Genomic DNA, 26,165 nt, shown 5'->3' with positions numbered 1-26,165 from the left:
CGTTAAATGAATGAATGCACTATACCTGCGGATGTGCCCGCTCGGCATTCGCATGCAGTTTGTTGAGGGCGTTCAGGTAGGCCTTGGCCGAGGCGATCACGATATCCGTATCCGCCCCCTGCCCGTTGACGATGCGCCCGCCCTTGGACAACCGCACCGTCACCTCGCCCTGCGCATCGGTACCGCTGGTGATGTTGTTGACGGAATACAGCAGCAGCTCGGCGCCGCTGCTGATAATCTTCTCGATAGCCTTGAACGCCGCATCGACAGGGCCGCCGCCAGTAGCGTCCGCACGGCGCTCGACGCCGTTCTCCGCCACGGTCACCTCCGCATGCGGCACTTCGCCCGTCTGCGACGCCACATGCAGGTAGCTCAGCTTGAAGCTTTCCTCGTTGACCACGTTATCGCTGACCAGGGCCTGGATATCCTCATCGAATATCTCGGACTTCTTGTCCGCCAACTCCTTGAAGCGCGCGAATGCCGCATTGAGCGCATCCTCGCTTTCCAGGGTGATGCCCAGCTCGGTGAGACGGGTGCGGAAAGCATTGCGCCCGGACAACTTGCCCAGCGTCAGCTTGTTGGCGCCCCAGCCCACATCTTCCGCACGCATGATCTCGTAAGTCTCGCGGTGCTTGAGCACGCCGTCCTGGTGGATGCCGGACTCATGGGCGAACGCGTTCGCGCCGACGACAGCCTTGTTGGGCTGCACCGGATAGCCGGTGATCGTCGATACCAGCTTGGATGTCGTCACGATCTGCGTGGTATCGATGGTGGTATCGAGCTGGAACACGTCGCGGCGGGTCTTCACCGCCATCACCACTTCCTCCAGGCTGGCATTGCCCGCCCGTTCGCCCAGGCCGTTGATGGTGCACTCCACCTGCCGCGCGCCGGCCAGCACGGCAGACAGCGAGTTCGCCACCGCCATGCCGAGGTCGTTGTGGCAGTGGGTCGACCACACCACCTTGTCGGCGTCCTTCACGCGCGCAATCAGTTGCGCCATGCGCTCGCCCCATTGCTGCGGCACGGAGTAGCCCACGGTGTCAGGCACGTTGATGGTCTTGGCGCCTGCCGCGATCACGGCGTCGAACACCTGCACCAGGAAATCGATGTCGGACCGCACGGCATCCTCGGCGGAGAACTCGACGTCGTCGGTATATTCTAGCGCCCACTTCACTGCCTGCACGGCACGCTCCAGCACCTGCTCAGGTGTCATGCGCAGCTTGTTCTGCATATGGATCGGGCTGGTCGCGATAAAAGTATGGATGCGGCGCTTCCTGGCCGGGCTGATCGCCTCTCCCGCGCGGCGGATGTCGTTCTCGTTGGCGCGCGCGAGCGAACAGACGGTGGACTCGGTAATCACTTCGGCAATGGCGCGGATGGCATCGAAATCCCCGGGGCTCGCCGCTGCAAAACCGGCCTCGATCACATTCACGCCCAGCTTTTCCAGTTGACGGGCGATTCGCAGCTTCTCTTCCTTGGTCATGGCCGCGCCAGGGCTTTGCTCGCCGTCGCGCAGGGTGGTATCAAAAATGATGAGCTGGTTCTGTGTCATGGCCTGAAATTCCATCAACGTTTGGGTTTATGAGCGGAAGCGTCTCAGTAGGTATGGCTAAAGCTGGGCAGGAGCAATACTAGCGCGGGCTGCGCAGCATCAGGCTCGCCGGGGCCAAGAAAGCCCGGGCAAGGGGGAAATCCGGATTGTGCCTGAAGTTCTGCATAGGTGATTGAATATAATTCTTTTCCTCCCGCAAGGCAAGCCGAAGCCCTGGCATGCCTGCGGATTCAAGCCGGCAACTTGGCGCGTGGGCGAATTTGAGGCACGATGGCGGACATTAACCCGCAATCGCTTACAGGCCAGCATGTCCCATACCACATTTCCATTACGCACCTTTTTCCTACGTGGGCTGAAAAGCGCATTTTTCCAGCGAGTGAATGTTGAAGGACTGCGGATCAGCCCATTGCAGCTACTATTGATGCTGGCGATTACCACTGCCGGCAGCATCCTGATGGGACGGCTGGTGATCATCGGCCAGGCGGAATTCTTTCCCAAGGCGTTGCTCTGGGGCTGGCTGGTCGTGCTGCTGTTGCTATGGCTGTGCTGGTACCTCAGCGACCACGCGCGCGCGCACGGCCTGCAGGTGCAGGCCGCCGCATTGTTTGCCATCGGCACCGCGCAGGCGTTCGTGCTGGATATCCTCAGCACCTTGGTCTATGTCGGCCTAATCCAGCCGCAAGGCCTGGATGGATCCGCCTGGCACTGGGCACTGTATATCGCCACCACCACCTGGGCGGCGCTGGCCTTCTGGCTGCTGCTGACACGCAGCACGCAAGTGCCGGGCAGACTCATCTTGCTGACCGGGATATTCGCGTTTGGCGCGCCGCTGATCGTGCATTTTTCACAAGCCCCCATGTACTGGCTGCCTTATGAAGAGGATAGCGCCGGCACGGACAACAGCCTGCAGCTGACCCAGGAAAAGCTGGAAACCCAACTGCAGCTCGCCAGCAAGCAACGTGCAGCCGTCAAGCCTGAGCGGCCAGGCGTTGTCGACCTGTTCAGCATCAGCTATGCGCCTTATGGCGACGACGAGGTATTCCTGCGCGAGAGCAGCATGGTCAATGCCGTCATCGAGGAGCGCTTCGATGCCGCAGGTCATATGCAGGAGCTCGTCAACCACCCTGCCACCCTGGAAACCCTGCCATGGGCCAGCCTCGAAAACCTGGAGCGCGCCATTAACCGCGCCGCAGACCTCATGAATACCGAGGAAGACGTGCTGTTGATCTACCTTACCTCGCATGGCGCGCAGAACGGGGAACTCGCCGCCTCGCTCTGGCCGTTGGAAATGGACATGCTCACCTCGCAGGCCCTCAACCTGTGGTTGGACAAGGCAGGCGTCAAGTACCGCGTCATCGTGGTATCGGCGTGCTATTCCGGCAGCTGGATAGCGCCGTTGCAGAACGAGAACACGCTGATCATGACCGCAGCCGACGCCACCCATACCTCATTCGGCTGCGGCAACGGCTCGGAGTTGACCTTCTTTGGCCGCGCCTTGTTCGACGAAGCCTTGCGTAACACCTATTCATTCGAAGAGGCTTTCCAGCATGCCCTGCCTGTCATCCGCAAGCGCGAACAGCAAGCAGGCAAGACGGATGGCCCTTCCAACCCGCAAATCCATGTCGGTGAAAAAATAAAGCCCGTGCTGCAGGCGTTGCAGCACGGGCATTGATCCAGCAAGCGCTTAGTTTTATTGACCGGGAGGAGCGGACTGGTCGGCAGCGGCGGGCTTCGGCTTGCGCTTGCCCCATAGCCAGAGGATATAGCCTGAGACCCCGTAGGCCAGGAACACGGCGAACAGCACTTCCGGCGGACTGTAGGAAATCAGCACGAACGCCAGCACGATCAGCAGGATCACGACGAACGGCACGCTGCGGCGCAGGTTGATGTCCTTGCCGCTGTAGTAACGCAGGTCGCTCACCATGGATAGGCCGGCAAACAAGGTGATGAACCATGCCACCCACTGCATCTTGACGGCATCAAAAAACACCTCCGTGCCGCTCACGTGGTTTTCATACGACACCCAGACCAGCCCGGCAAGCAGGGCAGCAGCCGCAGGGCTGGGCAGGCCCTGGAAATAGCGCTTGTCGCTTTCGTCCAGCTTGGTGTTGAAGCGCGCAAGGCGCAAGGCCGCACCGGCGCAATAGATGAAAGCAGCGATCCATCCGAGCTTGCCCAGCGGTTTCAGGGCCCAGACGTACATCACCAATGCCGGCGCGACGCCGAACGACACCATGTCGGACAGGCTGTCGTACTCGGCGCCGAACGCGCTTTGTGTATTGGTCATGCGCGCCACCCGGCCATCGAGGCCGTCCAGGACCATGGCAATGAAAATCGCCACGGCGGAATGCTCAAAGTTGCCGTTCATGGCCTGCACAATCGCATAGAACCCGGCAAAAAGCGCCGCTGTGGTGAACAGATTGGGCAACAGATAAATGCTGCGCTCGCGCAGGCCGGCCTCCATGAAGGAGCGGTGGCGGTGTGGACGGTTGGGAATGTCAGCCATTCAAGCATTTCCTCATTGAACGATCGTGCAGGATATCTGCACGCAAAACTGCGCACAGTATAGCAAGCACATGGCCATCATGCGCGCGCTCGATACCATATAAAGCGTCAGTCCATGGTAGTATCGCGGCTTGAATTTTGGCTAAGCATCATGGAATTTACCCTTATCAAGCAAGACGGCGCCGCGCGGCGTGGCACCGTCAGCCTCGCGCACGGCGATGTGCAAACCCCGGCCTTCATGCCGGTCGGCACTTATGGCTCCGTCAAGTCGTTGTCCCCGGTCGAAGTGCGCGACACCGGCGCGCATATCCTGCTCGGCAACACCTTCCACCTCTGGCTGCGCCCCGGGCTGGAAGTCATCAGCGAATTCGGCGGCCTGCACCAATTCATGGGCTGGGACGGCCCCATCCTCACCGACTCGGGCGGCTTTCAGGTTTGGAGCCTGGGCGACCTGCGTAAGATCACCGAGGAAGGCGTGCGCTTCCGCTCCCCCATCAATGGCGACAGCTGTTTTCTCACGCCCGAAGAATCCATGCGCATTCAAAAAGTGCTGAACTCGGACATTGTCATGATCTTCGACGAGTGCACGCCCTATCCCGCGACGCATATCGAAGCGCGCGACTCCATGCGCCTCAGCCTGCGCTGGGCCGCGCGCAGCAAGGCCGCGCACCAGGGCAACCCGAACGCGCTGTTCGGCATCATCCAGGGCGGCATGTACGAAGACCTGCGCGACGAATCGCTCGCCGAGCTCGCCGAGATCGGCTTCGACGGCTATGCGATCGGCGGCCTCTCGGTAGGCGAACCCAAGGAAGACATGCTGCGCATCCTCGCCCACACCGCGCCGCAAATGCCGCAGGACAGGCCGCGCTACCTGATGGGCGTGGGCACGCCTGAAGACCTGGTCGCCGCCGTAGCGCACGGCGTGGATATGTTCGACTGCGTGATGCCGACCCGCAACGCGCGCAACGGCTGGCTGTTCACGCGCCATGGCGACATCAAGCTCAAGAACGCGCGACATCGGAAGGATACGCGACCGCTGGACGAGGACTGCAGTTGCTATACCTGCCGCCACTTCAGCCGCGCCTACCTGCACCACCTGCACCGCAGCGGCGAGATCCTCGGCGCGCGCCTCAACACCATCCACAACCTGCATTATTACCAGGAATTGATGGCCGGGATGCGCCAGGCCATTGAGCAAGGCCGGTTTGCCGCTTTCGCTAGCGAGTTCAGGCAAGGGCGGCAGAAATTGCAGCAAGCAGCATAATCCAGCGCATATGCCACAATATGTTAGAATTTTGGGCTAATATTTTGCGCTTCAAGTATTTCTACCCATTGAAAAGAAAGGTTTACCCGTGTTAATCGCTTCTGCGTACGCTGCTGATGCAGCCCAGGCCGCTCCAGACTGGATGAGCTTCCTTCCCTTGATCGTTATCTTCGTGCTGTTCTGGTTCATGCTGATCCGCCCGCAAATGAAACAGGCCAAGGAACAACGCAAATTGATCGAGGCCCTGCAAAAAGGCGACGAAGTGACCACCAGCTCCGGCATCGTCGGCCGCATCACCAAGGTAGGCGAAGGCTACGTCAGCCTGGAAATCGCGCCGGAAACCGTGATTACCGTACAAAAGCACACTGTGCAAACCCTGTTGCCCAAGGGCACCATCAAGTCCCTGTAACATAGCCGCTATACACTTGACTCACGATCTTTAACATCACTGAAACACTGAAATGCGAGCCGCTTCATGAACCGCTACCCTTTATGGAAGTACCTGATGGTGCTGGTTGTCGTCCTGGTAGGCCTGCTTTATGCAGCCCCTAACCTGTTCGGCGAATCCCCGGCCGTGCAGATCACCGCAGCCAAGGCCAATACCAAGGTGGATGCAGCGCTGCTGGAAAACACGGAGAACATCCTGAAGCAGGAGAACATCCCGTTTGAGGCGCTGTTCCTCGACGTCACCGGCGTCAAGGTCCGCTTCCCCAGCACCGACATCCAACTGCAGGCCAAGGACGCGCTCCAGGCGCGGCTGGGCAAGGATTACGTGATTGCGCTCAACCTGCTTTCACGCTCCCCTGAATGGCTGCGCAGCATAGGCGCGCGCCCGATGTACCTGGGCCTGGACCTGCGCGGCGGCGTGCACTTCCTGCTGCAGGTGGACATGAAGGCGGCGCTCGACCAGGCGGCGGAACGCTATGTCGGCGATTTCCGCAGCGCATTGCGCACCGCCCGGCTCAGCTATCTCGGTGTTTCGCGTGATGGGCAGGCCGTCAATGTCCGTTTCAAGGACATTGCCGAGCTCAACAAGGCGCAACGCGCACTGGAAAAAGATTATCCCGACCTCGCCTTCCGCACTTCCGACCGCGGCGAAGACAAAGTCCTGACCGCCGTATTGAGCGAGCCTGCGAAAAAACGCATCCAGGAATTCGCCATCAAGCAGAACATCCAAACCCTACACAACCGTATCAACGAATTGGGCGTTGCCGAGCCCGTGATCCAGCAGCAAGGCATTGACCGTGTCGTCGTGCAACTGCCTGGCGTACAGGATACCGCCAAGGCCAAGGAAATCCTCGGCCGTACCGCCACGCTGGAAATCCGCATGGTAGACGAGGACAAGAGCAACGCCGTGAGCCTGGAAAACGCCTCCAAGGGCCAAGTGCCGTTCGGCACCGAGTTCTACACCGACCGTAACGGCATCCCCATGCTGGTCAAGAAAAACGTGGTGCTGACCGGCGACTACATCACCGATGCCGGTCCGGGCATGGACCAGCAAGGCGGCGGCGCAGTGGTGCACGTCACCCTGGACGGCCGCGGCGCGCGCATCTTCAAGCAGGCCACGCGTGAAAACGTCGGCAAGCGCATGGCGATCCTGCTGATCGAGAAAGGCCAGGCGGAGGTGATTACCGCTCCCGTGATCCGAGAGGAAATCGGCGGCGGACGCGTACAGATTTCCGGCATGGCGAATACGCAGGAAGCCACCGACGTCGCCCTGCTGCTGCGTGCCGGCGCACTGGCCGCCCCGATGGAGATCATCGAGGAGCGTACCGTCGGCCCCAGCATGGGCGAAGCCAATATCGAGCGCGGCATGCATTCCACCCTGTGGGGCTTTGTGGCGATCTCAGTATTCATGATTGTCTACTACATGCTGTTCGGCACGGTTTCCGTGCTGGCGCTGAGCATCAACCTGCTGTTGCTGGTTGCCCTGCTCTCCATGCTGCAAGCCACGCTTACATTGCCTGGCATCGCGGCGGTCGCGCTGACCCTGGGTATGGCGATCGATGCCAACGTGCTGATCAACGAACGTATCCGCGAGGAACTGCGCAACGGCAATACGCCGCAGGCTTCCATCCATGCGGGTTATGAGCGTGCATTCGGCACCATCCTCGATGCCAATGTCACCACCATGATCGCGGGCCTGGCGCTGTTCATGTTCGGCACCGGCCCGGTCAAGGGCTTTGCCGTCGTGCACGTGCTGGGCATCCTAACCTCGATGTTCTCGGCAGTGCTGGTTTCCCGTGCGGTCATCAACCTGATCTACGGCTATCGCCGCAAGATCAGCAAGCTGTCCATCGGCTAACTATCGATCAACAGGTAAACACTAGAGTAAACATCATGGAATTTTTCAGAATCAAAAAAGATATACCGTTCATGAGCTATGGCCGTCTCACGACGACCATCTCGCTCGTGACCTTCCTGTTGTCGGTATTCTTCCTGGCCACCAAGGGCCTGCACCTGGGCGTAGACTTCACTGGCGGCACGATGATGGAGGTCAGCTACCCGCAAGCGGCCAACCTCGACAGCATCCGCAAGTCGGTCGACGAGATCGGCCTCAAGGATGCCACCGTGCAGAATTTCGGTACCAGCCAGGACGTATTGATCCGCCTGCCGATCAAGCCCGGCCTGTCGACCGCGCAGCTTTCCGAAAAAGTGCTGGCGGCGCTTTCCGCCGACAATCCGGAGGTCAAGCTGCATCGCGTCGAGTTTGTCGGCCCGCAAGTCGGCCAGGAACTGTACGACAAGGGCGCGCTGGCGATGCTGTTCGTCTGCGTCGGCATCATGGCCTACCTGGCCATGCGTTTCGAATGGCGCTTTGCCGTGGCGGCCGTGATCGCCAACATGCACGACGTCATCATCATCCTCGGCTTCTTTGCCTTCTTCCAGTGGGAATTCAACCTCACGGTGCTCGCCGCGGTGCTCGCCGTGCTGGGCTACTCCGTGAACGAGTCCGTGGTGGTGTTCGACCGGGTGCGCGAGAATTTCCGCAAGATGCGCAAGGCCAGCGTGCCTGAGGTGATCAACAATGCGATCACCCGCACCATGTCGCGCACCATCATCACCCACTTTTCGACCGAGCTCATGGTACTGTCGATGCTGTTCTTCGGCGGCGAGGTGCTGCATAACTTCGCCTTGGCCCTCACCATCGGCATCCTATTCGGTATTTACTCCTCGGTACTGGTGGCCAGCCCGATCGCCATGTACCTTGGCGTATCGCGCGAGAACCTGATCGGCGGCGAAAGGAAACCCGAGGCGGAAGAAGCCCTGCCTTGACAAAGCCGGCGCTTCGCGCCGAAACTAGCGGTATCTCATTCCCCGATTGATACCGTTGGACAGTTCCTTACTATGGCAGCTGGGCATTCTTGCCCTGCTGCTATTCGCTTCCGCTTTTTTCTCCATGGCCGAAACCAGCCTGTTGATGCTCAACCGGCACCGGCTCACCATCCTCGCCAAAGAAGGATTACGCAGCGCCGAATTTGCCACCAGGCTGCTCAACGAGCGCGAGCAGTTTCTCGGCGCCATCCTGCTGGGCAATACCCTCGCCAATGCCGCAGCTGCAACGCTTGCCGCCTTCATCAGCATCCGCCTGTTCAACCTCGGCGAGCTGCTGATGCCGGTTTCCACCGTGCTCATTACCTTTGCCATCCTGGTCTTCAGCGAAATCACGCCCAAGGTCATCGCCTCCCGGCATGCCGAGCCTCTCGCCCTGTCGTTCAGCTATGTATTGCTGCCGTTGGTCAAGGCCGGCTACCCGTTGATATGGCTGGCCAACCTGTGCGCCAACAGCCTGCTGCGCCTGTTGGGCATGAAAGTCAGCTTCACCGAGAGCAACCATACCACCAGCATAGAGGAACTGCGCAGCATCTTCAGCGAAACCACCAGCCCCATCCCGCAAAAACACCGCGAGGTATTGCTGAACCTGCTGGATCTGGAGCAGACCACCGTCGATGAAATCATGACCGTGCACACGCAGCTTGAGATCATCGATTTCGAGGCGCCGATGGAGGAAATCCTCGCCCAGATTACCGAGAGCCAGCATTCGCGGCTGCCGGTGCGCAACGGGCCGAACGAGGAAATCATCGGCATGCTGCGCATCCGGGACATCATGAATGTCTTGCGTACCAAGCCCCTCAGCCAGCAGCTGCTGAGCCAGCATATGGAAGCGCCTTACTTCATCCCTTCCGGTACGCCTGTCTATACTCAGATGCAGGAATTCAAGCAGTGCCAGCAACGCATTGCCCTGGTCGTGGACGAGTACGGTGAACTCAAAGGCTTGGTCACACTCGAAGATATCATCAAGGCGATTATTGGCGATTTTGCAAATGTATCCGCGGAACAACGCCTGGCATACCGCAAGGAAGATGGGGGCAGTTGGCTCGTGGATGCAAGCAACAGTCTGCGCGACATCAACAAAAAACTGGGTATCGACCTGCCGCTCGATGGCCCGCGCACCCTGAACGGGTTGATTGTCGAACATTTCGAGGATATCCCGGAGCCTGGCATCGGGCTCAAAATCGGTGACTACAAGCTGGAAATCCTCAAAACCCAGGATCGCGCTGTAAAAACTGTAAGAATTCATCCGTAATAGTCATTACATGGCAAAAATCTTGCATGTAAAACTATGCAGCCGGTAATAACCCTACTCAATTCAGACTTGAAAATTTCTGCATTCGGCTCAAAATAGATCAAACGTATGGCTAGCATCAAACATCAGGACAATATCGTTGAGAAGGTAGGCAACGCAAAAACCAAGCCTCCCTCGATGTACAAAGTCATTCTGCTGAATGATGACTACACGCCCATGGAATTCGTGGTGGATGTCATGCAGCGCTTTTTTCAGAAAAACCGTGAACAAGCGACGCAAATCATGCTCCAAGTACATACCGAGGGCGCGGGCGTATGCGGCGTGTATCCGCACGGCATCGCCGAGACCAAGGTAAACCAAGTCATTAGTTATGCCCGTGAGCACCAGCACCCGCTGCAATGCACCATGGAAGAAGCCTGAAGAAAGCTGAGGAAGCTTAGATGATCGCGCAAGAACTTGAAGTATCCCTACACATGGCATTCATGGATGCCCGGCAGAAACGCCACGAGCTCATCACCGTGGAGCACCTGCTGCTGGCCATGATCGACAACCCGACTGCGGCGGACGTGTTGCGCTCGTGCGGGGCCAACCTTGACAATCTGCGCACCGAGCTCAACAACTATATCGAAGAGCATACGCCTACGGTGGAAGGCAACGAGGAAGTCGACACTCAGCCGACGCTGGGCTTCCAGCGCGTGATCCAACGCGCCATCCTGCATGTGCAGTCTTCCGGCAAGAAGGAAGTCACCGGCGCCAACGTGCTGGTCGCCATCTATGGCGAAAAGGATTCCCATGCGGTCTTCTTCCTGCACCAGCAGGGCATCACGCGCCTGGACGTGGTCAACTATATCTCCCATGGCGTCGCCAAGGTCACCGACGGCAGCAACGCCAAGCGCCCTGAAACCGAGCAGGAGGCCGAAACCGAGGCCTCCCCGTCCAGCGCGCTGGAAAACTACACCCAGAACCTCAATCAGCAGGTGCTGGCAGGCAAAATAGACCCCTTGATCGGCCGCGCCCAGGAACTGGAGCGCGTGATCCAGACCTTGTGCCGCCGCCGCAAGAACAACCCGCTATTGGTCGGCGAGGCCGGCGTCGGCAAGACCGCCATCGCAGAGGGCTTGGCACGCCGCATTGTGGAAGGCAACGTGCCGGAAGTGCTCGAGAACGCCGTGATCTACTCGCTGGACATGGGCGCCTTGCTGGCAGGCACCAAATACCGCGGCGACTTCGAGCAGCGGCTCAAGGCAGTGATGAAGAAGCTGGCTGACCAGCCTGATTCCATCCTGTTCATCGACGAAATCCATACCCTGATCGGCGCGGGCGCTGCCAGCGGCGGCACGCTGGATGCGTCCAACCTGTTGAAGCCGGCGCTTTCCAACGGCTCGCTCAAATGCATAGGCGCGACCACCTACCAGGAATTCCGCGGCATCTTCGAGAAGGACCATGCCTTGTCGCGCCGTTTCCAGAAGGTCGACGTGGTCGAGCCCAGCGTTTCCGAAACCGTGGAAATCCTCAAGGGCCTCAAGTCGCGCTTCGAGAAGCACCACAGCGTGAAATACACCGCCTCTGCCCTGAACACGGCTGCCGAGTTGTCCGCACGCTACATCAACGACCGTCACCTGCCCGACAAGGCCATCGACGTGATTGACGAAGCTGGCGCGGCGCAGCGCATCCTGCCGAAATCCAAGCAGAAGAAGGTGATCGGCAACAAGGAAATCGAGGACATCATCGCCAAGGTGGCGCGCATTCCGCCCAAGAACATCTCCAGCGACGACCGCAACGCGCTGAAGACGCTGGAGCGCGACCTCAAGGCCACCGTCTTCGGCCAGGACAAGGCCATCGAGGCGTTGTCCGCCGCGATCAAGATGGCGCGCAGCGGCCTCGGCAGCCTCAACAAGCCGATCGGCTCCTTCCTGTTCTCCGGCCCTACCGGCGTCGGCAAGACCGAAGTGGCCAAGCAGCTCGCCTATACCCTGGGCGTGGAATTGATCCGCTTCGACATGTCGGAATACATGGAGCGCCATGCCGTGTCGCGCCTGATCGGCGCGCCTCCCGGCTATGTCGGCTTCGAGCAGGGCGGCCTGTTGACGGAAGCCATCAACAAGACGCCATATTGCGTATTGCTGCTGGATGAAATCGAGAAGGCGCACCCGGACATCTTCAATATCCTGCTGCAGGTGATGGACCACGGGACGCTGACCGACAACAACGGCCGCAAGGCGGATTTCCGCAACGTGACCATCATCATGACCACCAATGCAGGCGCGGAAGCGATCAGCAAGACCAGCATCGGCTTCACCCTGGGCAGCAACACCGGCGACGAGATGGGAGACATCAAGCGCCTGTTCAGCCCCGAGTTCCGCAACCGCCTGGACGCGATCGTCTCGTTCGCCCCGCTCTCGGAAGAGATTATCGTGCGCGTGGTCGACAAGTTCCTCATGCAGCTTGAGGACCAATTGCACGAGAAGAAAGTGGAAGCCACGTTCAGCGATGCGCTCAAGGCCTATCTGGGCAAGAAGGGCTTCGACCCGCTCATGGGCGCCCGCCCGATGTCGCGCCTGATCCAGGACACCATCCGCCGTGCCTTGGCGGACGAGTTGCTGTTCGGCAAGCTGTCCAATGGCGGCCATGTGCATGTGGATATCGACAAGGACGACAACATCAAGCTCAGCTTTAACGAGTCGTCGAGCAAGCCCAAGGACAACAAGCCGGCTTTGGAAGCTGATGTCACTGGCTGATGCTCAATATTCAATATTGATGTCGAAAAAACGCCGCAGAAATGCGGCGTTTTTATTTGCATGTCTAACTTTAGATTTTCACTTGGAATGTCCAGCTTCTAACCGGCATAAACCGGATATTTCTGCATGACGGCGGCAAAGCGCGCACTTACCAGCCACGCCTGCAACCAGGCTCGCACCCGGGGATAAGGCGCGGCCTCGAACCAGGACTGATCCACCATGGAAAACTGGCGCACGAACGGGAATATCGCCACATCCGCCAAGCCCGCATGGGCTCCCAGTAAATAGGGCCGCTGCTGCAAGCGCGACTCCAATTGCTGCAGGAACGCTTCGCCCTGCGCACGATACGCCTCGGGCGGCTGTTCGGGAAAACGAATCGCGTATTTATATCGGTCCAACGCGCGTTTGAACGAGCCGTCGTTCTCGGCAATCAAGCTTTCCGCCTGCGCCAGCAGGGCCGGGCTGCCGAGCCAGTCCTCAGGGTCATGCCGTTGCAGCGCCCAGCGCATGATATCCAGGCTTTCATCGATTACGGAACCGTCAGGCAATACCAGCACCGGCACCGTGCCCTTGGGCGACACTTGCAACATATGCGCAGGCTTGGCCTTGAGCGCTATCTCGCGAATGTCCACCGCGATGCCGGCATAATGCAATGCCATGCGGGCGCGCATGGCATAGGGGCAACGCCGGTAGGAATACAGGACGGGCTGCGCCACATCAACCCAGCTTGCGGCAGATTTCGTCAACCAGTACCGGGCCGCGATAGACCAAGCCGCTGTAGACCTGCACCAGGCTGGCGCCTGCCGCGATTTTCTCTTCGGCGTCCTCGCCGCTGAGAATCCCGCCCACGCCGATGATCGGCAATGCGCCGGCAAGATGGACGGAAAGGGATCGGATCACCGCAGTGGAGCGATCGCGCACCGGGGCGCCGGACAAGCCGCCCGCCTCTTCCGCATGCGGCAGGCCCTGCACCGCATCGCGCGCCAGGGTGGTGTTGGTGGCGATCACGCCGTCGAACCGATATTCCATCAGCAATGCGGCAATATCGGCGATCTGCGCCTCGTCCAGGTCAGGTGCGATCTTGAGCGCGATCGGGACATATCGGCCATGCCGGTCGGCCAGCACCTGCTGCTCAAGCTTCAAGGCATGCAGCAACTGGCCCAAGGCCTCTTTCTCCTGCAGGGCGCGCAGGTTCTTGGTATTGGGCGAGGAGATGTTGACCGTGACGTAATGCGCATGGGCGTACACCTTGCGCAGGCAATGCAGGTAATCGTCGACCGCCCTTTCGTTCGGCGTGTCGAAATTCTTACCGATATTGATGCCCAGCACGCCCTTGTACCTGGCGGCAGCCACGTTTCTCAACAAGGCGTCCACCCCGAGGTTGTTGAAGCCGAAACGGTTGATCACCCCCTGCGCCTCGGGAAGGCGGAACATGCGCGGCTTGGGATTGCCGGGCTGGGGACGCGGCGTGATCGTGCCGATCTCGATAAAGCCGAACCCGAGCCCGGCCAGCGCATCGATATAGGCGCCGTTTTTGTCCAGTCCCGCCGCAAGGCCGACCGGGTTGGGGAAATTGATTCCCATCGCCTGGCGCTGCTTGCACTTGGAGGGCCGGGGGTAAAGGTTCAGCAGCCCGGAGCGTTCCAGCCGCTTCAGGTTCTTGAGGGTAAAGTCGTGGGCGCGTTCCGCATCCAGGCGGAACAACCAGGGTTTGGCAATGGAATAAAGCATGAGGGGATTCTACCGGAAAACCCACACCAGCTCACTGGCTATGAAGCCGAAGATCATGCGAATCGATGCCAATAAAAAGGCGCCTTCAAGGCGCCTTTGCGAAGCATCGTCAGATGCGCATTTCAGCAATCCAGCACCAACACCTGTTCGGAAAGCCGGATCATGCGCTCTACGGCGGCAGTGACCCACACGATGCCGTCGCCCACCTGGCCGGTATGCCCGACCTCGACGAGGACTTGCAATATGCCTTCCACCAGTTCATCCGGACAGACGATCTCGATGCGCACCTTGGGACTGTAATCCGTGAGTTCCTCCCGGATGCCGAGCGTAGGGCGCGCCATATGATGGCCGCACCCTTCCACCTTGCTCACCGTCATGCCCGGGAAACCTTTGATATTGCGCAGCCCGGAGCGGATCTTGGGCAGGCGCTGCGGCGGGATAATGGCTTTGATCTCTTTCATGTTCGGCTCCTTGTCATCATGCTTCTACGCGCTGTTCTTCAAACTTGCGATATAGCGTCGGCACCACGACCAGCGTCAGCAGGGTGGAAGTAATCAATCCCCCGATGACCACGATCGCCAGCGGACGTTGGATTTCCGAGCCAGGCCCCGTAGCGAAGAGGAAGGGCACCAAGGCCAGCATCGCCACCGTTGCCGTCATCATCACCGGCCGGAAACGCTGCGTGCACCCCTTGAGGATAGCCTCGTTCTGGCTCAGACCCTCGTCCCGCAGGCTGCGGATATAGGACACTAGCACCACGCCGTTGAGCACGGCGATCCCCCACAGCGCAATGAAGCCGACCGAGGCAGGCACCGAGAGGTATTCCCCGGTCAGGAACAAGGCAATGATGCCGCCAATCGACGCGAACGGCAGCACCATGATGATCATGGTGGCATAACGCACCGAATTGAACAGCAGGAACAACAGGAAGAAGATCGCCCCTATCGTCACCGGAATGATCACCATGAGGTGCCCCATCGCCCGCTCCATGTTCTGGAACTGGCCGCCGAACTCGAGATAGTACCCCTCGGGCAGCTTGAGCTTCTGCGTCAGCACCTGCTGCAACTCGGCCACGAACCCGCCCAGGTCGCGGTCCTTGACGTTGATGCCGACCACCACGCGGCGCTTGGCCAGCTCGCGGCTGATCTGCGCCGGGCCGTCGCGCACCTCGATTTTCGCGAGGTCGCGCAAGGCCACGCGCGAACCGTTGGGCGAGGTGATGAGGATATTGCTGATCGCCTCGATGTTGCCGCGGAAGTTCTCAGGGTAGCGCACCGCCGCGCTGAAGCGGCGCTGCCCTTCGTAGATTTCCGTCGCCACCTTGCCGCCGATCGCGGTCTCGATCACGTCGTGCACGTCCGAGGCATTGATGCCATGGCGCGCGATCGCATGCCGGTCCACGGTGATGTTCAGGTATTGCTGGCCGGAAACCTTCTCCACCTTGATTTCCGTGGCGCCGCGCACGCCGCCGGCAATCCGGGAAATCTCGTCCGCCTTGGCCTTGAGCAGGGTCATGTCCTCGCCGAACACTTTCACAGCCACGTCGGCCCGCACGCCGGTGAGCAGTTCGTCCACGCGGTCGGAAATCGGCTGCGCCATGACAATCTGCACCCCTGGCAGGGACTGCTCCAGCACCTCTCGCATTTTTTCCGCGATATCGTCCTGGGTCCAGCCATCCGGCCATTCTTCACGCGGCTTGAGGCTGATGATCGGCGTCGACTCGTTCTGCGCCTGCGGGTCGGCCGGGCTCTCGCCGCGGCCTACGCCGGATACCGCAGACTTCACGCCCGGCACCTTTTCCATGATCAGCCGCATCGCGTCGCTTTCCATCTTGGTCGATTCCTCGAGCGAGATGTTGGGCACGCGGTTGATCCCCGGCACGATGGAGCCCTCCTTCATTTCCGGGATAAAGGAAGTGCCGAGGAACGGCACCAGCAGGATGGTGCCGATGAACAGGGCGGTGGCGGCAATGATGGTGGTCTTGTCGTGCGACAATGCCCAGTTCAGCATCTTCAGGTAGGGCCGCTTGATCGCCTGGATCAGGCGCGTATCCTCGCCGCTGCCGCCCTTGAGGATGTAGGAGCACAACACCGGGGACAATGTCAGAGAAATCACCAGCGAAATGAACAGCGCGATCGCAATCGTCAACGCCAACGGCGCGAACATCTTGCCTTCCATGCCTTGCAGCGTCATCAACGGCAGGAACACCAGGATGATCACGCCGACGCCGAACAGCACCGGCGTTCCCACCTCGGCGGCGGCTTCCAGCACCACGCGCACCTTGCTTTCGCCAGGACGGTGCCCGAGGTGGTGGAATGCGTTCTCGACCACCACGACCGAGCCGTCGACCATCAGGCCGATCGCGATCGCCAGGCCGCCCAACGACATGAGGTTGGCCGAGATGCCGTAATAGTTCATCGCCATGAAGGTGATCAGCGGCGTGAGAATCAGCGTGCTCACCACGATCAGGCTGGAACGCACATCGCCGAGGAACAGGAACAGGATGATGATGACGAGGATGATGCCCTCGATCAGCACCTTGGTCACCGTGTGCAAGGCGGAATCCACCAGCTCGCTGCGGTCATAGTAAGGCACGATCTGCAATCCGCCGGGCAGCATGCCCTGCTCGTTGATCTCCTTGACTCTGGCCTTGACGCGGCTGACCACTTCCTTGGCGTTGCCGCCGCGCATCATAATGACGATGCCGCCGACGGATTCGGTATAGCCGTTCTTGACCACGGTGCCCACGCGCACCTCATGCCCGACCTGCACTTCCGCCACGTCGCGCATGTAGACCGGGACCCCGTTCTGCTCCTTGAGCACGATATTGCGGATATCGTCGAGATTCTCGATCAGGCCCACGCCGCGGATCAGATATTGCTCCGCATACTGCGGCAACACCCCGCCGCCGCTGTTGGCGTTGTTGCGCGCCAGGGCCATGTAAATGTCTTGCAGCTTCAGGCCGTAGTGGCTCATGCGGTCCGGATTGACCAAGGCTTGGTATTGCTTGACGTAACCGCCCTGGGAATTGATTTCCGCAATGCCCGGGATGCCGCGCAGCAACGGGCGCACCACCCAGTCCTGGATGGAGCGGCGCTCGGTCAGCTCCTCGCGCGACAACGGCTTTTCGCCGTCGGTCGGCTTTTCCAGGGTGAATTGATAGACCTCGCCCAAGCCGGTCGCCACCGGGCCGAGGATGGGCGTCACGCCTTCCGGCATGCGGTCCATCACCTCCATCAGGCGCTCCATCACCAGTTGGCGGGCAAAATACACATCCGTCTTGTCGGTGAACACCAGCGTGATCAACGACAATCCGTTGCGGTTCATCGAGCGCATTTCCTCCAGGCCCGGCAGGCCTGTCATGGCGATTTCCAGCGGTACGGCAATGAAGCGCTCCACCTCTTCCGGGGAACGGCCCGTAGCCTGGGTAGCGATCAGGACCTGGACGTTGGTGACGTCGGGAAACGCATCGACGGAAAGTTTCTTCAGGGCAAAGGCCCCGGCGGCCATCAAGGCCAGCGCCACGACCACGACGATCAGGCGCTGCTTGAGGGCAGCTCTAATGAGGGATTCGATCATGGCCTATTCCAGTTCCTTGCGCTTGCGCTCATTATTGACGTGGAAAGCGCCCTCGATAATGATGGTCTCGCCCTCTTCCAGGCCGGACGACACGGCTGCCATCTCGTTGTACTCGCTGCCCAGCTCCACTTCGCGCAGGCGGAAGCGGTTGGGGCCGATCTCGACATAGACATAGTCCTTGTCGTTCTCGCGCACCACGGCGCGCCTAGGCACTGCCAGTTGCATCGTCGGCTTGGACTGCACGAGCATGGAAACCAGCATGTCCGGCTTGATGGCCTCGTCGCTGTTTTCCAGGTCGGTACGCACCGTCACGGTACGCGTCAGCGGGTTCACCACATCGCCGACGAAAATCAGCTTGCCGGTGAATTTGCGGTTGCTCAGGGCCGGGATCTCGATCTCGACATCTTCCCCTTCCTGCACCAGCTCGACCTGCTGTTCAGGCACTTCAGCCACCGCCCATACGCGCGACAGGTCCGCAACGATGAACAACTCCTCCGCCGGCTGCACCACCTGGCCCAGGTTGACCCTTCGGCTGATCACCGTGCCCGAAAGGCGGGCATCCACGTTGCTGTAGGAACGCAATTGCCCCGAGCTGGCGATTTGCGCGATGGACTTTTCCGACATACCCAGCACCTGCAATTGCTCCTTCGCCGTATATAAGTCGGCCTGGGCAGCGCTCAATTCGGCCTCCCGGCGCTGCAGTTCTGCGGCCCCGATCACGTCGGCCTCGAGCAACTGGCGCGCGCGCTCCACCGCCTTGGTCTGCAACGCGATCTGTTGCGATGCCTTGATGTACAGCAACTGGTTCTGCGCGAGCTCGGTACTGTTCAGCGTTGCAAGCACCTCGCCCTGCTTGACGTCCTGCCCCAGGATCACGTTGATGTCGGTGATGCGCCCGGTGACCGAGGCGCCGATACGCGCCACGCGCTGCTCATCCACCTGGATGCTGCCGGGCACGCGCAAGACTTCCCGGATTTCGGCCTTGCCGGCCGGGGCAATCTTGATCTGGTTCTGCAACAGTTCGGAAAGCTCGACGATGTTGGGGTCTTTGGGCTCATCTGCCGCTTCGTCGGGCGTTGCGGCCGGCTTGCATGCCGAAAGCAGCAAGGCCAGCACGACCAGGCCACTTGTTGCGAAAGTGGAATACGGTTTCAATAGGGAATTGGGGAACATTACGGCTTAACCTCCAGAAGTTCTGTACCAAGCAGGCGCTCTATTTCCAGCATGCTGCTGACATAATCGAATTTTGCGGCAAGGTAATCCTTGCGCACGAGACGGAAAGTGCGCTGGGCATCCATATACTCGAGGATGCCGCGCTCGCCGTAACGATAGGCGGCCTCCGCCACCTTGAGCACCGACTCGGCCTGGCTCAGCAAGCCATTCTCGAAAGCGGCCAGTTGTTGCTGCGCAATCAGGTAGCGCTGATAGGCAGCCTCCATATCCCGGCGCAATCCCAGCTCGCGGTCGTGCAGGGTTGCCTGGGTCTGGCGCACATCGGCGGAAGCCGCCGCAATCGGGCCCTGGCGCCTGTCCCACAATGGCAAGGGAATCGCCACACCGAAGCGCATCTGCCTGAGATCGGGATCCTCTTCGACGCTGGCCTTGAGCGTCAGGCCGGGATTACGCAAGCGCTCTTCCAGCTTGAGTTTGGCCTCGGCGGTTTCAGTCGCCGCCCGTACTTGCGACAATTGCGGGCTGTGCACCACCTGGTCGCGCAACTTCTCCAGCGACGGCAAGCCGTATCCCATGGGCAGCTCGCCTTCCACGTCGTATTCGATCGGGATGCTGGAACCCAGCAAGCCGCGCAAATAGGCCTTGCCTTCGTTTACCCGCACCAAGGCTGACTGGTAATCGCGCTCGGCAGCCAATGCCTCGGTATCGGCCTTGATCAGTTCATACCTGGGCGCCTCGCCGACCTCCACCCGCAACTTGACCCGCTCGCGGATCTGCTGCAACAGGTTACGGTCGCCTTCCACCAGCTTGAGTACGGCCTTGCGCTGGATCACGTCGTAGAATGCATTCTTGACGCGGGAGCGCAGCTCGATCCGGATCAGCTCCGTTCCGGCATCCGCCACCTTGGTCCCCGATTCTGCAGCCGCAATCCTGGCATCGCGCACCCATGGGTACTCCAAAGGTTGGGACAAGCCGACGTTCCAATTGCGGTTATCGCCCTGCCCGCCCGGCGTCAGGTAACGGCTGGGGCCCATCACCGCTTCCACCTGGGGGTTGCTGTACGTCGATGCTGTGGTGACTGCGGCTTGCGCTGCGTCGCGCTGTGCAGCCGCGATACCAAGCGCTGGATTGTATTGCATGGCCGTATCGATCATGTCTGACAGCGTATATGCCGCCAATGCCGACGGCACATGGCCGCATACCAGCATGACAGATAGCACGCGCATAAGAAATGGTCGCAGGCCGACTTGCGGTACTGGCAATGCACCATGCCGGCGCATGCCTGTCTCTATATTTGTTTTCATTTCACTTTTGAACCGATTGATCAACTTTTCCGTATTGATGCATTGCTTATAGCAAACATATGCGGAGCGTACTAGCCTGCCGCGAAAGGCAGGCTCCTGATGCGCATCATTGCCGCAGCTAGGCTCCGCTTTCCTCGGATATCATCGTTTTGCTGGGATATCCTTAGCAAGGCTTGGGCCAGTCTATGCATCAGGAGGTGACGCCGTGATGAATCCGTGATACTGACCAAGGCAGCACTTGCCACTTGAGGACAAGCCGCTCAGGGCGGATTCCAGGCGCAATCAGGCAATAGGAGGACGGGTAATCAGGAAGAGATCGGGTTGGCGGTAAGTCTCGGCCAGAATGGCGAGCTTGAGATCAAAAACAAAGGGAGGGCGAACTAAAGGCATATGCATGACCAGGATGGGCTCGCTGACCTCGCGGTCATTATCCATTTCCACCTGCTGCACATGGGTAAAAGTCGGGTCGTCATACTCCATTGCATACGATTGCTCGGCTTGCTGGGCAAACAAACACAGGCACACAATGGCGCTAAGTAACGCAAATACGCGTTTTGCAAAAGACATGGCTCGATTATAGCCAGAAAATCCAATGCTGAGAACCAGTTTGCGGCATTGCCCCTATATGAAACGCGGCCAACTCGGCGAAGCACTCTGCGGGCCATACAAGTAGTGTTACTGCAAAGCGGCGCAACGGCGCCAGGACTGTGCGCCCTAAACGCGGCGCCAGCTCGTGCCTTGTGCGGTATCCTCAAGGACGATGCCTTGCGCGCTCAACGCATCGCGGATCCGGTCCGCCTCGGCAAAGTTCTTGCCCTTACGGGCAAGCAGCCGCTCCTCGATCAGCCGTTCGATTTCCTCTGCAGCCAGGCCAGCCGAGGCATCCCCTTGCAGAAACTGGTCGGGCTCGCGCTGCAACAAGCCCAATTGCCCGGCAAGCGCCTTGAGCAGGCCGGCCTGCACTACTGAGCCCGTGCGGTTGGCCTCGCTCGCCAGCTCGAACAATACGGCAAATGCTTCCGGCGTATTGAAGTCATCGTCCAGCGCCTGCTTGAATCGTTCCGCATCCGGTTGCTGCCAGTCGATGTCAACCGTCGGCAGCTCAAGGCCGCGCAAGGTATTGTAAAGCCTGGTCAACGCCTGCTTGGCGTCATCCAGGTGGTGGTCGGAATAGTTCAGCGGACTGCGGTAGTGCGCACGCAGAATGAAGAAACGCACCACCTCGGCATCGTACTTTTCAAGCACTTCCCGAATAGTGAAGAAATTGCCGAGCGATTTCGACATTTTCTCGTCATCCACGCGGATAAAGCCGTTGTGCATCCAGTAATTGACGAACGTGCAACCATGCGCGCCTTCGCTCTGCGCAATCTCGTTCTCATGGTGGGGAAACTGCAAGTCCTGCCCGCCGCCGTGGATGTCGAAGTGCTGGCCGAGATGCCGCGCGCCCATCGCGGAGCATTCGATATGCCAGCCCGGACGGCCTGGCCCCCAGGGGGAGTCCCAGCTCGGCTCGCCTGGCTTGGCCGCCTTCCACAAGACGAAATCCATCGGGTCGCGCTTGTGCGCGTCCACTTCCACACGCTCCCCGGCGCGCAAATCCTCGAGCGACTTGCTTGACAGCTTGCCGTAGTTGGCGAAACTGGACACCGCATAATAGACGTCGCCATTATCGGCCGCATAGGCATGCTGATTTTCAATCAGTGCACTGATCATGGCGATCATTTCATGGATATAGTCAGTGGCGCGCGGCTCAAGATCGGGTCGCCAGACGCCAAGCCGTGCTGCATCCTCGTTCATCGCGTCGATGAAGCGGCTGGTGAGCGCAGTGATGGTCTCGCCATTTTCATTCGCGCGCGCGATGATCTTGTCGTCAATATCCGTGATATTGCGCACATAGGTCACGTCGTAACCGGAGCTGCGCAGCCAGCGGTTCACCATGTCGAACACCACCATCACGCGCGCATGCCCCAGGTGGCAGTAGTCGTAGACTGTCATGCCGCAGACATACATGCTGACCTTGCCTGCCACGATCGGGTAAAAAGTCTGCTTTGCGCGCGCAAGCGTGTTATAGATTTTCAGCATAGTTCAGGTTGCGAGGTGTAGGGATTGGAAGATTCGTCATCAAGCAATGTTTGTTGATTATGCCTGCTACGTTGGCAGTAGTGCTTGCATGCGCTTATTGATAGAATTATGACCATAATAATAGCCTGGAATTATAGCATATGCCTATTGCACGCGCGCTGAGCCATAGCCTGCTGATCGCCGCTTTACTGCTCTCGCCGAAGGGATGGGCAAGCGAACTGGACGAAATCAACCAGCTCGCGGAACAAGGTAAAACGGCCCAGGCGCTGCAGCGCCTGAACGGCTACCTGGGCAAGCAGCCCACCGATGCCAAGGCGCTGTTCCTCAAGGGCGTGCTGCTCGCCGAGAGCGACAAGCAGGACGAGGCCATCAAGGTATTCAGCGAGCTCACGGAAAAATACCCGCAATTGCCCGCGCCATACAACAACCTGGCGGTGCTCTACGCCTACCAGGGCAACTATGAAAAAGCCAAGGCCGCGCTCGAGGCTGCCATCCGCACCCACCCGAGCTACGCCACGGCCCACGAGAACCTGGGAGACATCTACGCCCGCATGGCGTCGGAGTCGTATAGCCGCGCCTTGCAACTCGATACCAATAACAGCCGAGCCAAGAGCAAACTCGCCCTCATCAAGGATTTATTGCCGCCGCCCGGCGACATCGCTGCCGCCAAGACGCCATCCAAGGAGGCTGCCAAGCCCAGCCTCGCCGCTGTACCAGCGCCAGCCAAGACCGACACCAAGCCAGTACCCGCGCCTGCCAAGCCTGCGGAAACCAGCAAGCCCGCTGCCGAACCTGTGCCTGCGAACGTCAAGCCCCCCGCGCCGGAAGTGGCGGCTACGCCAACGGCCCCCACAGAACGGAAAAAATCTGATCAGACACAAGCGGTGCTGAATGCCGTAGAATCCTGGGCAAAAGCTTGGTCCAGCCAGAATGTGGAGCAATATCTCGCCAGCTATGCCAAGGATTTCAAGACGCCGAACGGGGAAAGCCGTGCAAGCTGGGAGGCGACACGCAAAACGCGTGTCGGCAAGCCTTCAAGGATCGAAGTCAATTTAACCAACGTGAAAATCAGCATTGAGAATGAACACACTGCGCGCGCCGCATTCCAGCAGTCCTACGAGGCTGATCATTTATCGCAACGCACGCGCAAAGAACTGGTCCTGGTTCAACAGCAAGGCAAGTGGTTGATCCAACAGGAGCTGACAAACCGTTAACCCTATACAGCATGATCAAACGCTTTACCAAACTGTTGTCCACGGCCTTGCTCATCGGGGGCGGCCTGCTGCCCTGGAACGCCACGGCAGACAAATCCAGTCCGCTTCCAGGCAACGTGCTGCCCGCATTCAGCAGCAACCAGGCCGAGCGCCTGCTGGTGCAAAGCCTGCTTGAAATCAACGAAGGCCAGTTGCGCGAGGCCTTGAACACCATTGACCAACTGCTGCAAGCCGTGCCCAACTTCCGCCTCGCCCACCTGGTGCGCGGCGACTTGCTGATGGCTTTTGCGCAACAGTCCACCAAGCTGGGCGATGATAAGAATGCCGCGGTGTCCGACTTTCAGGAAGAGGCCAAGGTCCGGATAGAGCGCCATCTTGCCATCCCGCACGAAGGCAAAATCCCGGACGTCCTCTGGCGCATGGCGCCGGAACAACGCTATGCGATCGTGGTAGATACGGCAAAATCACGGTTATACGTTTACCAGAACCGCGACAGCCAGCCTCATCACTTGGTGGACTACTACATCACCATGGGCAAGAACGGCAGCGAGAAATTTGTGGAAGGGGATAAACGCACGCCGCTGGGGGTTTATACCGCAGGCAAAAAACTGGAGCGCAAGCTGCCCGACTTCTATGGCGAAGCCGCCTACCCCTTGAACTACCCCAACCCGCTGGATAAACAGCAAGGCAAGAAAGGCCACGGCATCTGGCTGCACGGCACGCCCAAGGATGTCTACAGCCGCCCGCCCAAGGCCAGCGACGGCTGCGTCGTGATTGCCAACCCGGACATCAAGGCCCTGACTCCCGTATTGCAGCAAGGCGCAACGCCGGTCATCATCAGCAACAGCCTGCAATGGATCACGCCCGAGGAGGCCAAGCACCGTCAGCAGGCACTGGATCATGCCCTGGAACAATGGCGCCATGACTGGGAAGCGCAGAACACCGAACAATACCTTGCACATTATGCCAAGGACTTCTTTAGCGACAGCGGCAACCTGGAAAACTGGAGCCAGAATAAGCGGCGCATCCAGGCCAGCAAGGCAAAAGTGCAGATCGGTCTATCCAACATCAGCATGTTCCGCTATCCTAATGGCCCAGCGTCCATGGTTTTGGTCAGTTTCGACCAGGACTACAAGAGCGATGCACTCGCCAACCGCATGAAGAAACAGCAGTACTGGGTGTGGGACAATCAGCGCTGGAAGATCATGTATGAAGGTCCCGCATGATGCAGATTTTGACATTGGAGGAAATTCTGATGCGCGCAACCACACGTGCCTTACTCGCCCCGTTCCTGTACCTAGCCATGCTGTGCGCCAGCCTGGCGGCGATTGCCAGCGACAATGCGCCGCAGCAGCTGGAAGTGCAGACCAATCACGGCAGCTTCGTCATCGAGCTATACCCGGACAAGGCGCCTAAAACCGTCGCCAACTTCATCCAGTACGTCACCAGCGACTTCTACACTGGCACCACCTTCCACCGCACCGTGGACCGGTTCATGATCCAGGGCGGCGGCCTCACTGCCGACATGAAGGAGAAACCCACCTTTTCTCCAATCGAGAACGAATCCAACAACGGCCTCAAGAATGAATACGGCTCCGTCGCCATGGCACGTGCATTCGCGCCCAATTCCGCGACTTCGCAATTCTTCATCAACCTGTCGGACAACAAGTTCCTCAACTTCCACAAGCCCGAGGCCGCCTATATCGGTTATTGCGTATTTGGCAAGGTAATCAAGGGCATCGACGTGGTTGAGCGCATAGGCAAGAGCCCGACCAGGGTAGTAGGCGCTCACCTCAACGTGCCGATCGAGCCTGTCGTCATTGAAAAGGTGGCACTGCTGGACCAGCCCATCAACATTGCCGATCGCCTGGACTACAAGAAAGTCAAAACCATCGCGCAGACAGAAGCGCCAACCAAAAGCAAAGGAAAGAAACCTTGATCAAGCTACATACCAATTTCGGTGAAATCACCCTGGAACTCGATGAGGAAAAAGCGCCGATTACCGCTGCCAACTTCATCCAGTACGTAAAAGACGGCTTTTACGACAACACCATCTTCCATCGCGTGATTGACGGCTTCATGATCCAGGGCGGCGGCTTCACCCCGGACATGCAGCAGAAGCCGACCAATGCGGCAATCAAGAATGAAGCCAACAACGGCCTGCAGAACAAGACCTACACCATCGCCATGGCACGTACCCCTGCCCCGGACTCTGCCAGCAGCCAGTTCTTCATCAACGTATCCGACAACGACTTCCTCAACTTCACCGCGCCAACCTCCCAAGGCTGGGGCTATGCCGTGTTCGGCAAAGTGACAGCCGGCACGGAAGTCGTCGACCAGATCAAGAAGGTCAAGACCGGCAGCAAGAACGGCCACCAGGACGTCCCTCTGGAGCCTGTGGTCATCGAACGCGCCGAAATCGTTTAAGCACCAGC

General features: G+C 59.4%; 22 protein-coding genes. 12 read left to right on the top strand and 10 right to left on the bottom strand.

What is annotated here, in order from left to right:
* Positions 1-19 precede the first annotated feature (19 nt).
* On the bottom strand, positions 20-1,552 hold the full coding sequence (locus ACWXTG_RS13670; protein WP_480220207.1) for a 2-isopropylmalate synthase: 1,533 nt from the start codon (positions 1,550-1,552) through the stop codon (positions 20-22).
* Between the two features lie 406 nt (positions 1,553-1,958).
* On the opposite strand from ACWXTG_RS13670, the gene ACWXTG_RS13665 reads away from it, so the two are divergent.
* Positions 1,959-3,224 carry a C13 family peptidase gene (locus ACWXTG_RS13665; protein ID WP_480220206.1) on the top strand — a complete coding sequence of 422 codons (1,266 nt, stop codon included), beginning with the start codon at positions 1,959-1,961 and terminating at the stop codon, positions 3,222-3,224.
* A gap of 18 nt (positions 3,225-3,242) precedes the next feature.
* Here the strand turns inward: ACWXTG_RS13665 and pssA are convergent, their stop codons facing one another.
* Positions 3,243-4,058 (bottom strand): CDP-diacylglycerol--serine O-phosphatidyltransferase, encoded by an 816-nt coding sequence (gene pssA, locus ACWXTG_RS13660; RefSeq protein WP_407995675.1) that lies wholly within the window; start codon positions 4,056-4,058, stop codon positions 3,243-3,245.
* Positions 4,059-4,208: 150 nt separating this feature from the next.
* Here pssA and tgt point away from each other — a divergent pair, with 150 nt between their 5' ends.
* From tgt to clpA, 7 genes are all read left to right on the top strand, one after another.
* Positions 4,209-5,321: a tRNA guanosine(34) transglycosylase Tgt gene (gene tgt, locus ACWXTG_RS13655; RefSeq protein WP_480220205.1), complete on the top strand. Its 1,113-nt coding sequence runs from the start codon at positions 4,209-4,211 to the stop codon at positions 5,319-5,321.
* An 88-nt stretch (positions 5,322-5,409) separates the two neighbouring features.
* Positions 5,410-5,730: a preprotein translocase subunit YajC gene (gene yajC / locus ACWXTG_RS13650; protein WP_407995039.1), complete on the top strand. Its 321-nt coding sequence runs from the start codon at positions 5,410-5,412 to the stop codon at positions 5,728-5,730.
* Between the two features lie 66 nt (positions 5,731-5,796).
* Positions 5,797-7,626, top strand: coding sequence for a protein translocase subunit SecD (gene secD, locus ACWXTG_RS13645; RefSeq protein ID WP_480220204.1), 1,830 nt, complete (start codon positions 5,797-5,799; stop codon positions 7,624-7,626).
* Between the two features lie 35 nt (positions 7,627-7,661).
* Positions 7,662-8,597, top strand: a complete 936-nt coding sequence (gene secF / locus ACWXTG_RS13640) for a protein translocase subunit SecF (protein ID WP_309564420.1) — start codon at positions 7,662-7,664, stop codon at positions 8,595-8,597.
* A 46-nt stretch (positions 8,598-8,643) separates the two neighbouring features.
* Complete coding sequence (locus tag ACWXTG_RS13635) at positions 8,644-9,909, top strand: HlyC/CorC family transporter (protein WP_480220203.1); 1,266 nt, start codon at positions 8,644-8,646, stop codon at positions 9,907-9,909.
* Positions 9,910-10,017: 108 nt separating this feature from the next.
* Positions 10,018-10,329, top strand: coding sequence for an ATP-dependent Clp protease adapter ClpS (gene clpS, locus ACWXTG_RS13630; protein ID WP_230343275.1), 312 nt, complete (start codon positions 10,018-10,020; stop codon positions 10,327-10,329).
* 20 nt (positions 10,330-10,349) lie between these two features.
* Positions 10,350-12,647, top strand: a complete 2,298-nt coding sequence (gene clpA / locus ACWXTG_RS13625) for an ATP-dependent Clp protease ATP-binding subunit ClpA (protein ID WP_480220202.1) — start codon at positions 10,350-10,352, stop codon at positions 12,645-12,647.
* Positions 12,648-12,745: 98 nt separating this feature from the next.
* Here clpA and ACWXTG_RS13620 read toward each other — a convergent pair whose 3' ends face one another.
* From ACWXTG_RS13620 to cysS, 8 genes are all read right to left on the bottom strand, one after another.
* Positions 12,746-13,363 carry a glutathione S-transferase gene (locus tag ACWXTG_RS13620; protein WP_480220201.1) on the bottom strand — a complete coding sequence of 206 codons (618 nt, stop codon included), beginning with the start codon at positions 13,361-13,363 and terminating at the stop codon, positions 12,746-12,748.
* Between the two features lies 1 nt (position 13,364).
* Positions 13,365-14,378, bottom strand: coding sequence for a quinone-dependent dihydroorotate dehydrogenase (locus ACWXTG_RS13615; RefSeq protein WP_309564416.1), 1,014 nt, complete (start codon positions 14,376-14,378; stop codon positions 13,365-13,367).
* Positions 14,379-14,500: 122 nt separating this feature from the next.
* On the bottom strand, positions 14,501-14,839 hold the full coding sequence (locus tag ACWXTG_RS13610; protein WP_480220200.1) for a P-II family nitrogen regulator: 339 nt from the start codon (positions 14,837-14,839) through the stop codon (positions 14,501-14,503).
* 16 nt (positions 14,840-14,855) lie between these two features.
* Entirely contained in the window at positions 14,856-17,957 is a 3,102-nt protein-coding gene (locus ACWXTG_RS13605) for an efflux RND transporter permease subunit (RefSeq protein ID WP_480220199.1), read from the bottom strand.
* A 3-nt stretch (positions 17,958-17,960) separates the two neighbouring features.
* The gene (locus tag ACWXTG_RS13600) at positions 17,961-19,130 is read right to left on the bottom strand and encodes an efflux RND transporter periplasmic adaptor subunit (protein ID WP_480220198.1); all 1,170 of its coding nucleotides are present in this window, start codon (positions 19,128-19,130) and stop codon (positions 17,961-17,963) included.
* A complete protein-coding gene (locus ACWXTG_RS13595) occupies positions 19,130-20,356 on the bottom strand; it encodes a TolC family protein (RefSeq protein WP_480220197.1) in 1,227 nt (408 codons plus the stop codon). Before ACWXTG_RS13595 ends, ACWXTG_RS13600 begins: the two co-directional genes overlap by 1 nt.
* Before the next feature lie 360 nt (positions 20,357-20,716).
* Entirely contained in the window at positions 20,717-21,001 is a 285-nt protein-coding gene (locus ACWXTG_RS13590; RefSeq protein ID WP_480220196.1) for a hypothetical protein, read from the bottom strand.
* 147 nt (positions 21,002-21,148) lie between these two features.
* Positions 21,149-22,516 (bottom strand): cysteine--tRNA ligase, encoded by a 1,368-nt coding sequence (gene cysS / locus ACWXTG_RS13585; protein WP_407995672.1) that lies wholly within the window; start codon positions 22,514-22,516, stop codon positions 21,149-21,151.
* A 140-nt stretch (positions 22,517-22,656) separates the two neighbouring features.
* On the opposite strand from cysS, the gene ACWXTG_RS13580 reads away from it, so the two are divergent.
* The 4 genes from ACWXTG_RS13580 to ACWXTG_RS13565 are packed head-to-tail and all read left to right on the top strand — an operon-like array spanning position 22,657 to position 26,157.
* Entirely contained in the window at positions 22,657-23,730 is a 1,074-nt protein-coding gene (locus ACWXTG_RS13580) for a nuclear transport factor 2 family protein (protein ID WP_480220195.1), read from the top strand.
* A gap of 11 nt (positions 23,731-23,741) precedes the next feature.
* On the top strand, positions 23,742-24,956 hold the full coding sequence (locus tag ACWXTG_RS13575) for a L,D-transpeptidase family protein (protein WP_480220194.1): 1,215 nt from the start codon (positions 23,742-23,744) through the stop codon (positions 24,954-24,956).
* Complete coding sequence (locus ACWXTG_RS13570) at positions 24,953-25,669, top strand: peptidylprolyl isomerase (protein ID WP_480220193.1); 717 nt, start codon at positions 24,953-24,955, stop codon at positions 25,667-25,669. The genes ACWXTG_RS13575 and ACWXTG_RS13570 overlap by 4 nt, the downstream gene beginning before the upstream one ends.
* Positions 25,666-26,157: a peptidylprolyl isomerase gene (locus ACWXTG_RS13565; protein ID WP_309564406.1), complete on the top strand. Its 492-nt coding sequence runs from the start codon at positions 25,666-25,668 to the stop codon at positions 26,155-26,157. Before ACWXTG_RS13570 ends, ACWXTG_RS13565 begins: the two co-directional genes overlap by 4 nt.
* Positions 26,158-26,165: the final 8 nt, after the last annotated feature.

The organism is Methylobacillus sp. DLP286, from assembly GCF_056636515.1.
Note: the sequence above shows the minus strand (reverse complement) of the source record. Positions and strands in the feature narration are given on the sequence as shown.

What these genes read in the sequence shown, in the direction of transcription:
- ACWXTG_RS13670 (WP_480220207.1), bottom strand. Translation starts at nt 1,552, where the DNA reads ATGACACAGAACCAGCTCATCATTTTTGATACCACCCTGCGCGACGGC.
- pssA (WP_407995675.1), bottom strand. Translation starts at nt 4,058, where the DNA reads ATGGCTGACATTCCCAACCGTCCACACCGCCACCGCTCCTTCATGGAG.
- tgt (WP_480220205.1), top strand. Translation starts at nt 4,209, where the DNA reads ATGGAATTTACCCTTATCAAGCAAGACGGCGCCGCGCGGCGTGGCACC.
- secD (WP_480220204.1), top strand. Translation starts at nt 5,797, where the DNA reads ATGAACCGCTACCCTTTATGGAAGTACCTGATGGTGCTGGTTGTCGTC.
- secF (WP_309564420.1), top strand. Translation starts at nt 7,662, where the DNA reads ATGGAATTTTTCAGAATCAAAAAAGATATACCGTTCATGAGCTATGGC.
- clpS (WP_230343275.1), top strand. Translation starts at nt 10,018, where the DNA reads ATGGCTAGCATCAAACATCAGGACAATATCGTTGAGAAGGTAGGCAAC.
- clpA (WP_480220202.1), top strand. Translation starts at nt 10,350, where the DNA reads ATGATCGCGCAAGAACTTGAAGTATCCCTACACATGGCATTCATGGAT.
- ACWXTG_RS13615 (WP_309564416.1), bottom strand. Translation starts at nt 14,378, where the DNA reads ATGCTTTATTCCATTGCCAAACCCTGGTTGTTCCGCCTGGATGCGGAA.
- ACWXTG_RS13610 (WP_480220200.1), bottom strand. Translation starts at nt 14,839, where the DNA reads ATGAAAGAGATCAAAGCCATTATCCCGCCGCAGCGCCTGCCCAAGATC.
- ACWXTG_RS13605 (WP_480220199.1), bottom strand. Translation starts at nt 17,957, where the DNA reads ATGATCGAATCCCTCATTAGAGCTGCCCTCAAGCAGCGCCTGATCGTC.
- ACWXTG_RS13600 (WP_480220198.1), bottom strand. Translation starts at nt 19,130, where the DNA reads ATGTTCCCCAATTCCCTATTGAAACCGTATTCCACTTTCGCAACAAGT.
- ACWXTG_RS13595 (WP_480220197.1), bottom strand. Translation starts at nt 20,356, where the DNA reads ATGCGCGTGCTATCTGTCATGCTGGTATGCGGCCATGTGCCGTCGGCA.
- ACWXTG_RS13590 (WP_480220196.1), bottom strand. Translation starts at nt 21,001, where the DNA reads ATGTCTTTTGCAAAACGCGTATTTGCGTTACTTAGCGCCATTGTGTGC.
- cysS (WP_407995672.1), bottom strand. Translation starts at nt 22,516, where the DNA reads ATGCTGAAAATCTATAACACGCTTGCGCGCGCAAAGCAGACTTTTTAC.
- ACWXTG_RS13580 (WP_480220195.1), top strand. Translation starts at nt 22,657, where the DNA reads ATGCCTATTGCACGCGCGCTGAGCCATAGCCTGCTGATCGCCGCTTTA.
- ACWXTG_RS13575 (WP_480220194.1), top strand. Translation starts at nt 23,742, where the DNA reads ATGATCAAACGCTTTACCAAACTGTTGTCCACGGCCTTGCTCATCGGG.
- ACWXTG_RS13570 (WP_480220193.1), top strand. Translation starts at nt 24,953, where the DNA reads ATGATGCAGATTTTGACATTGGAGGAAATTCTGATGCGCGCAACCACA.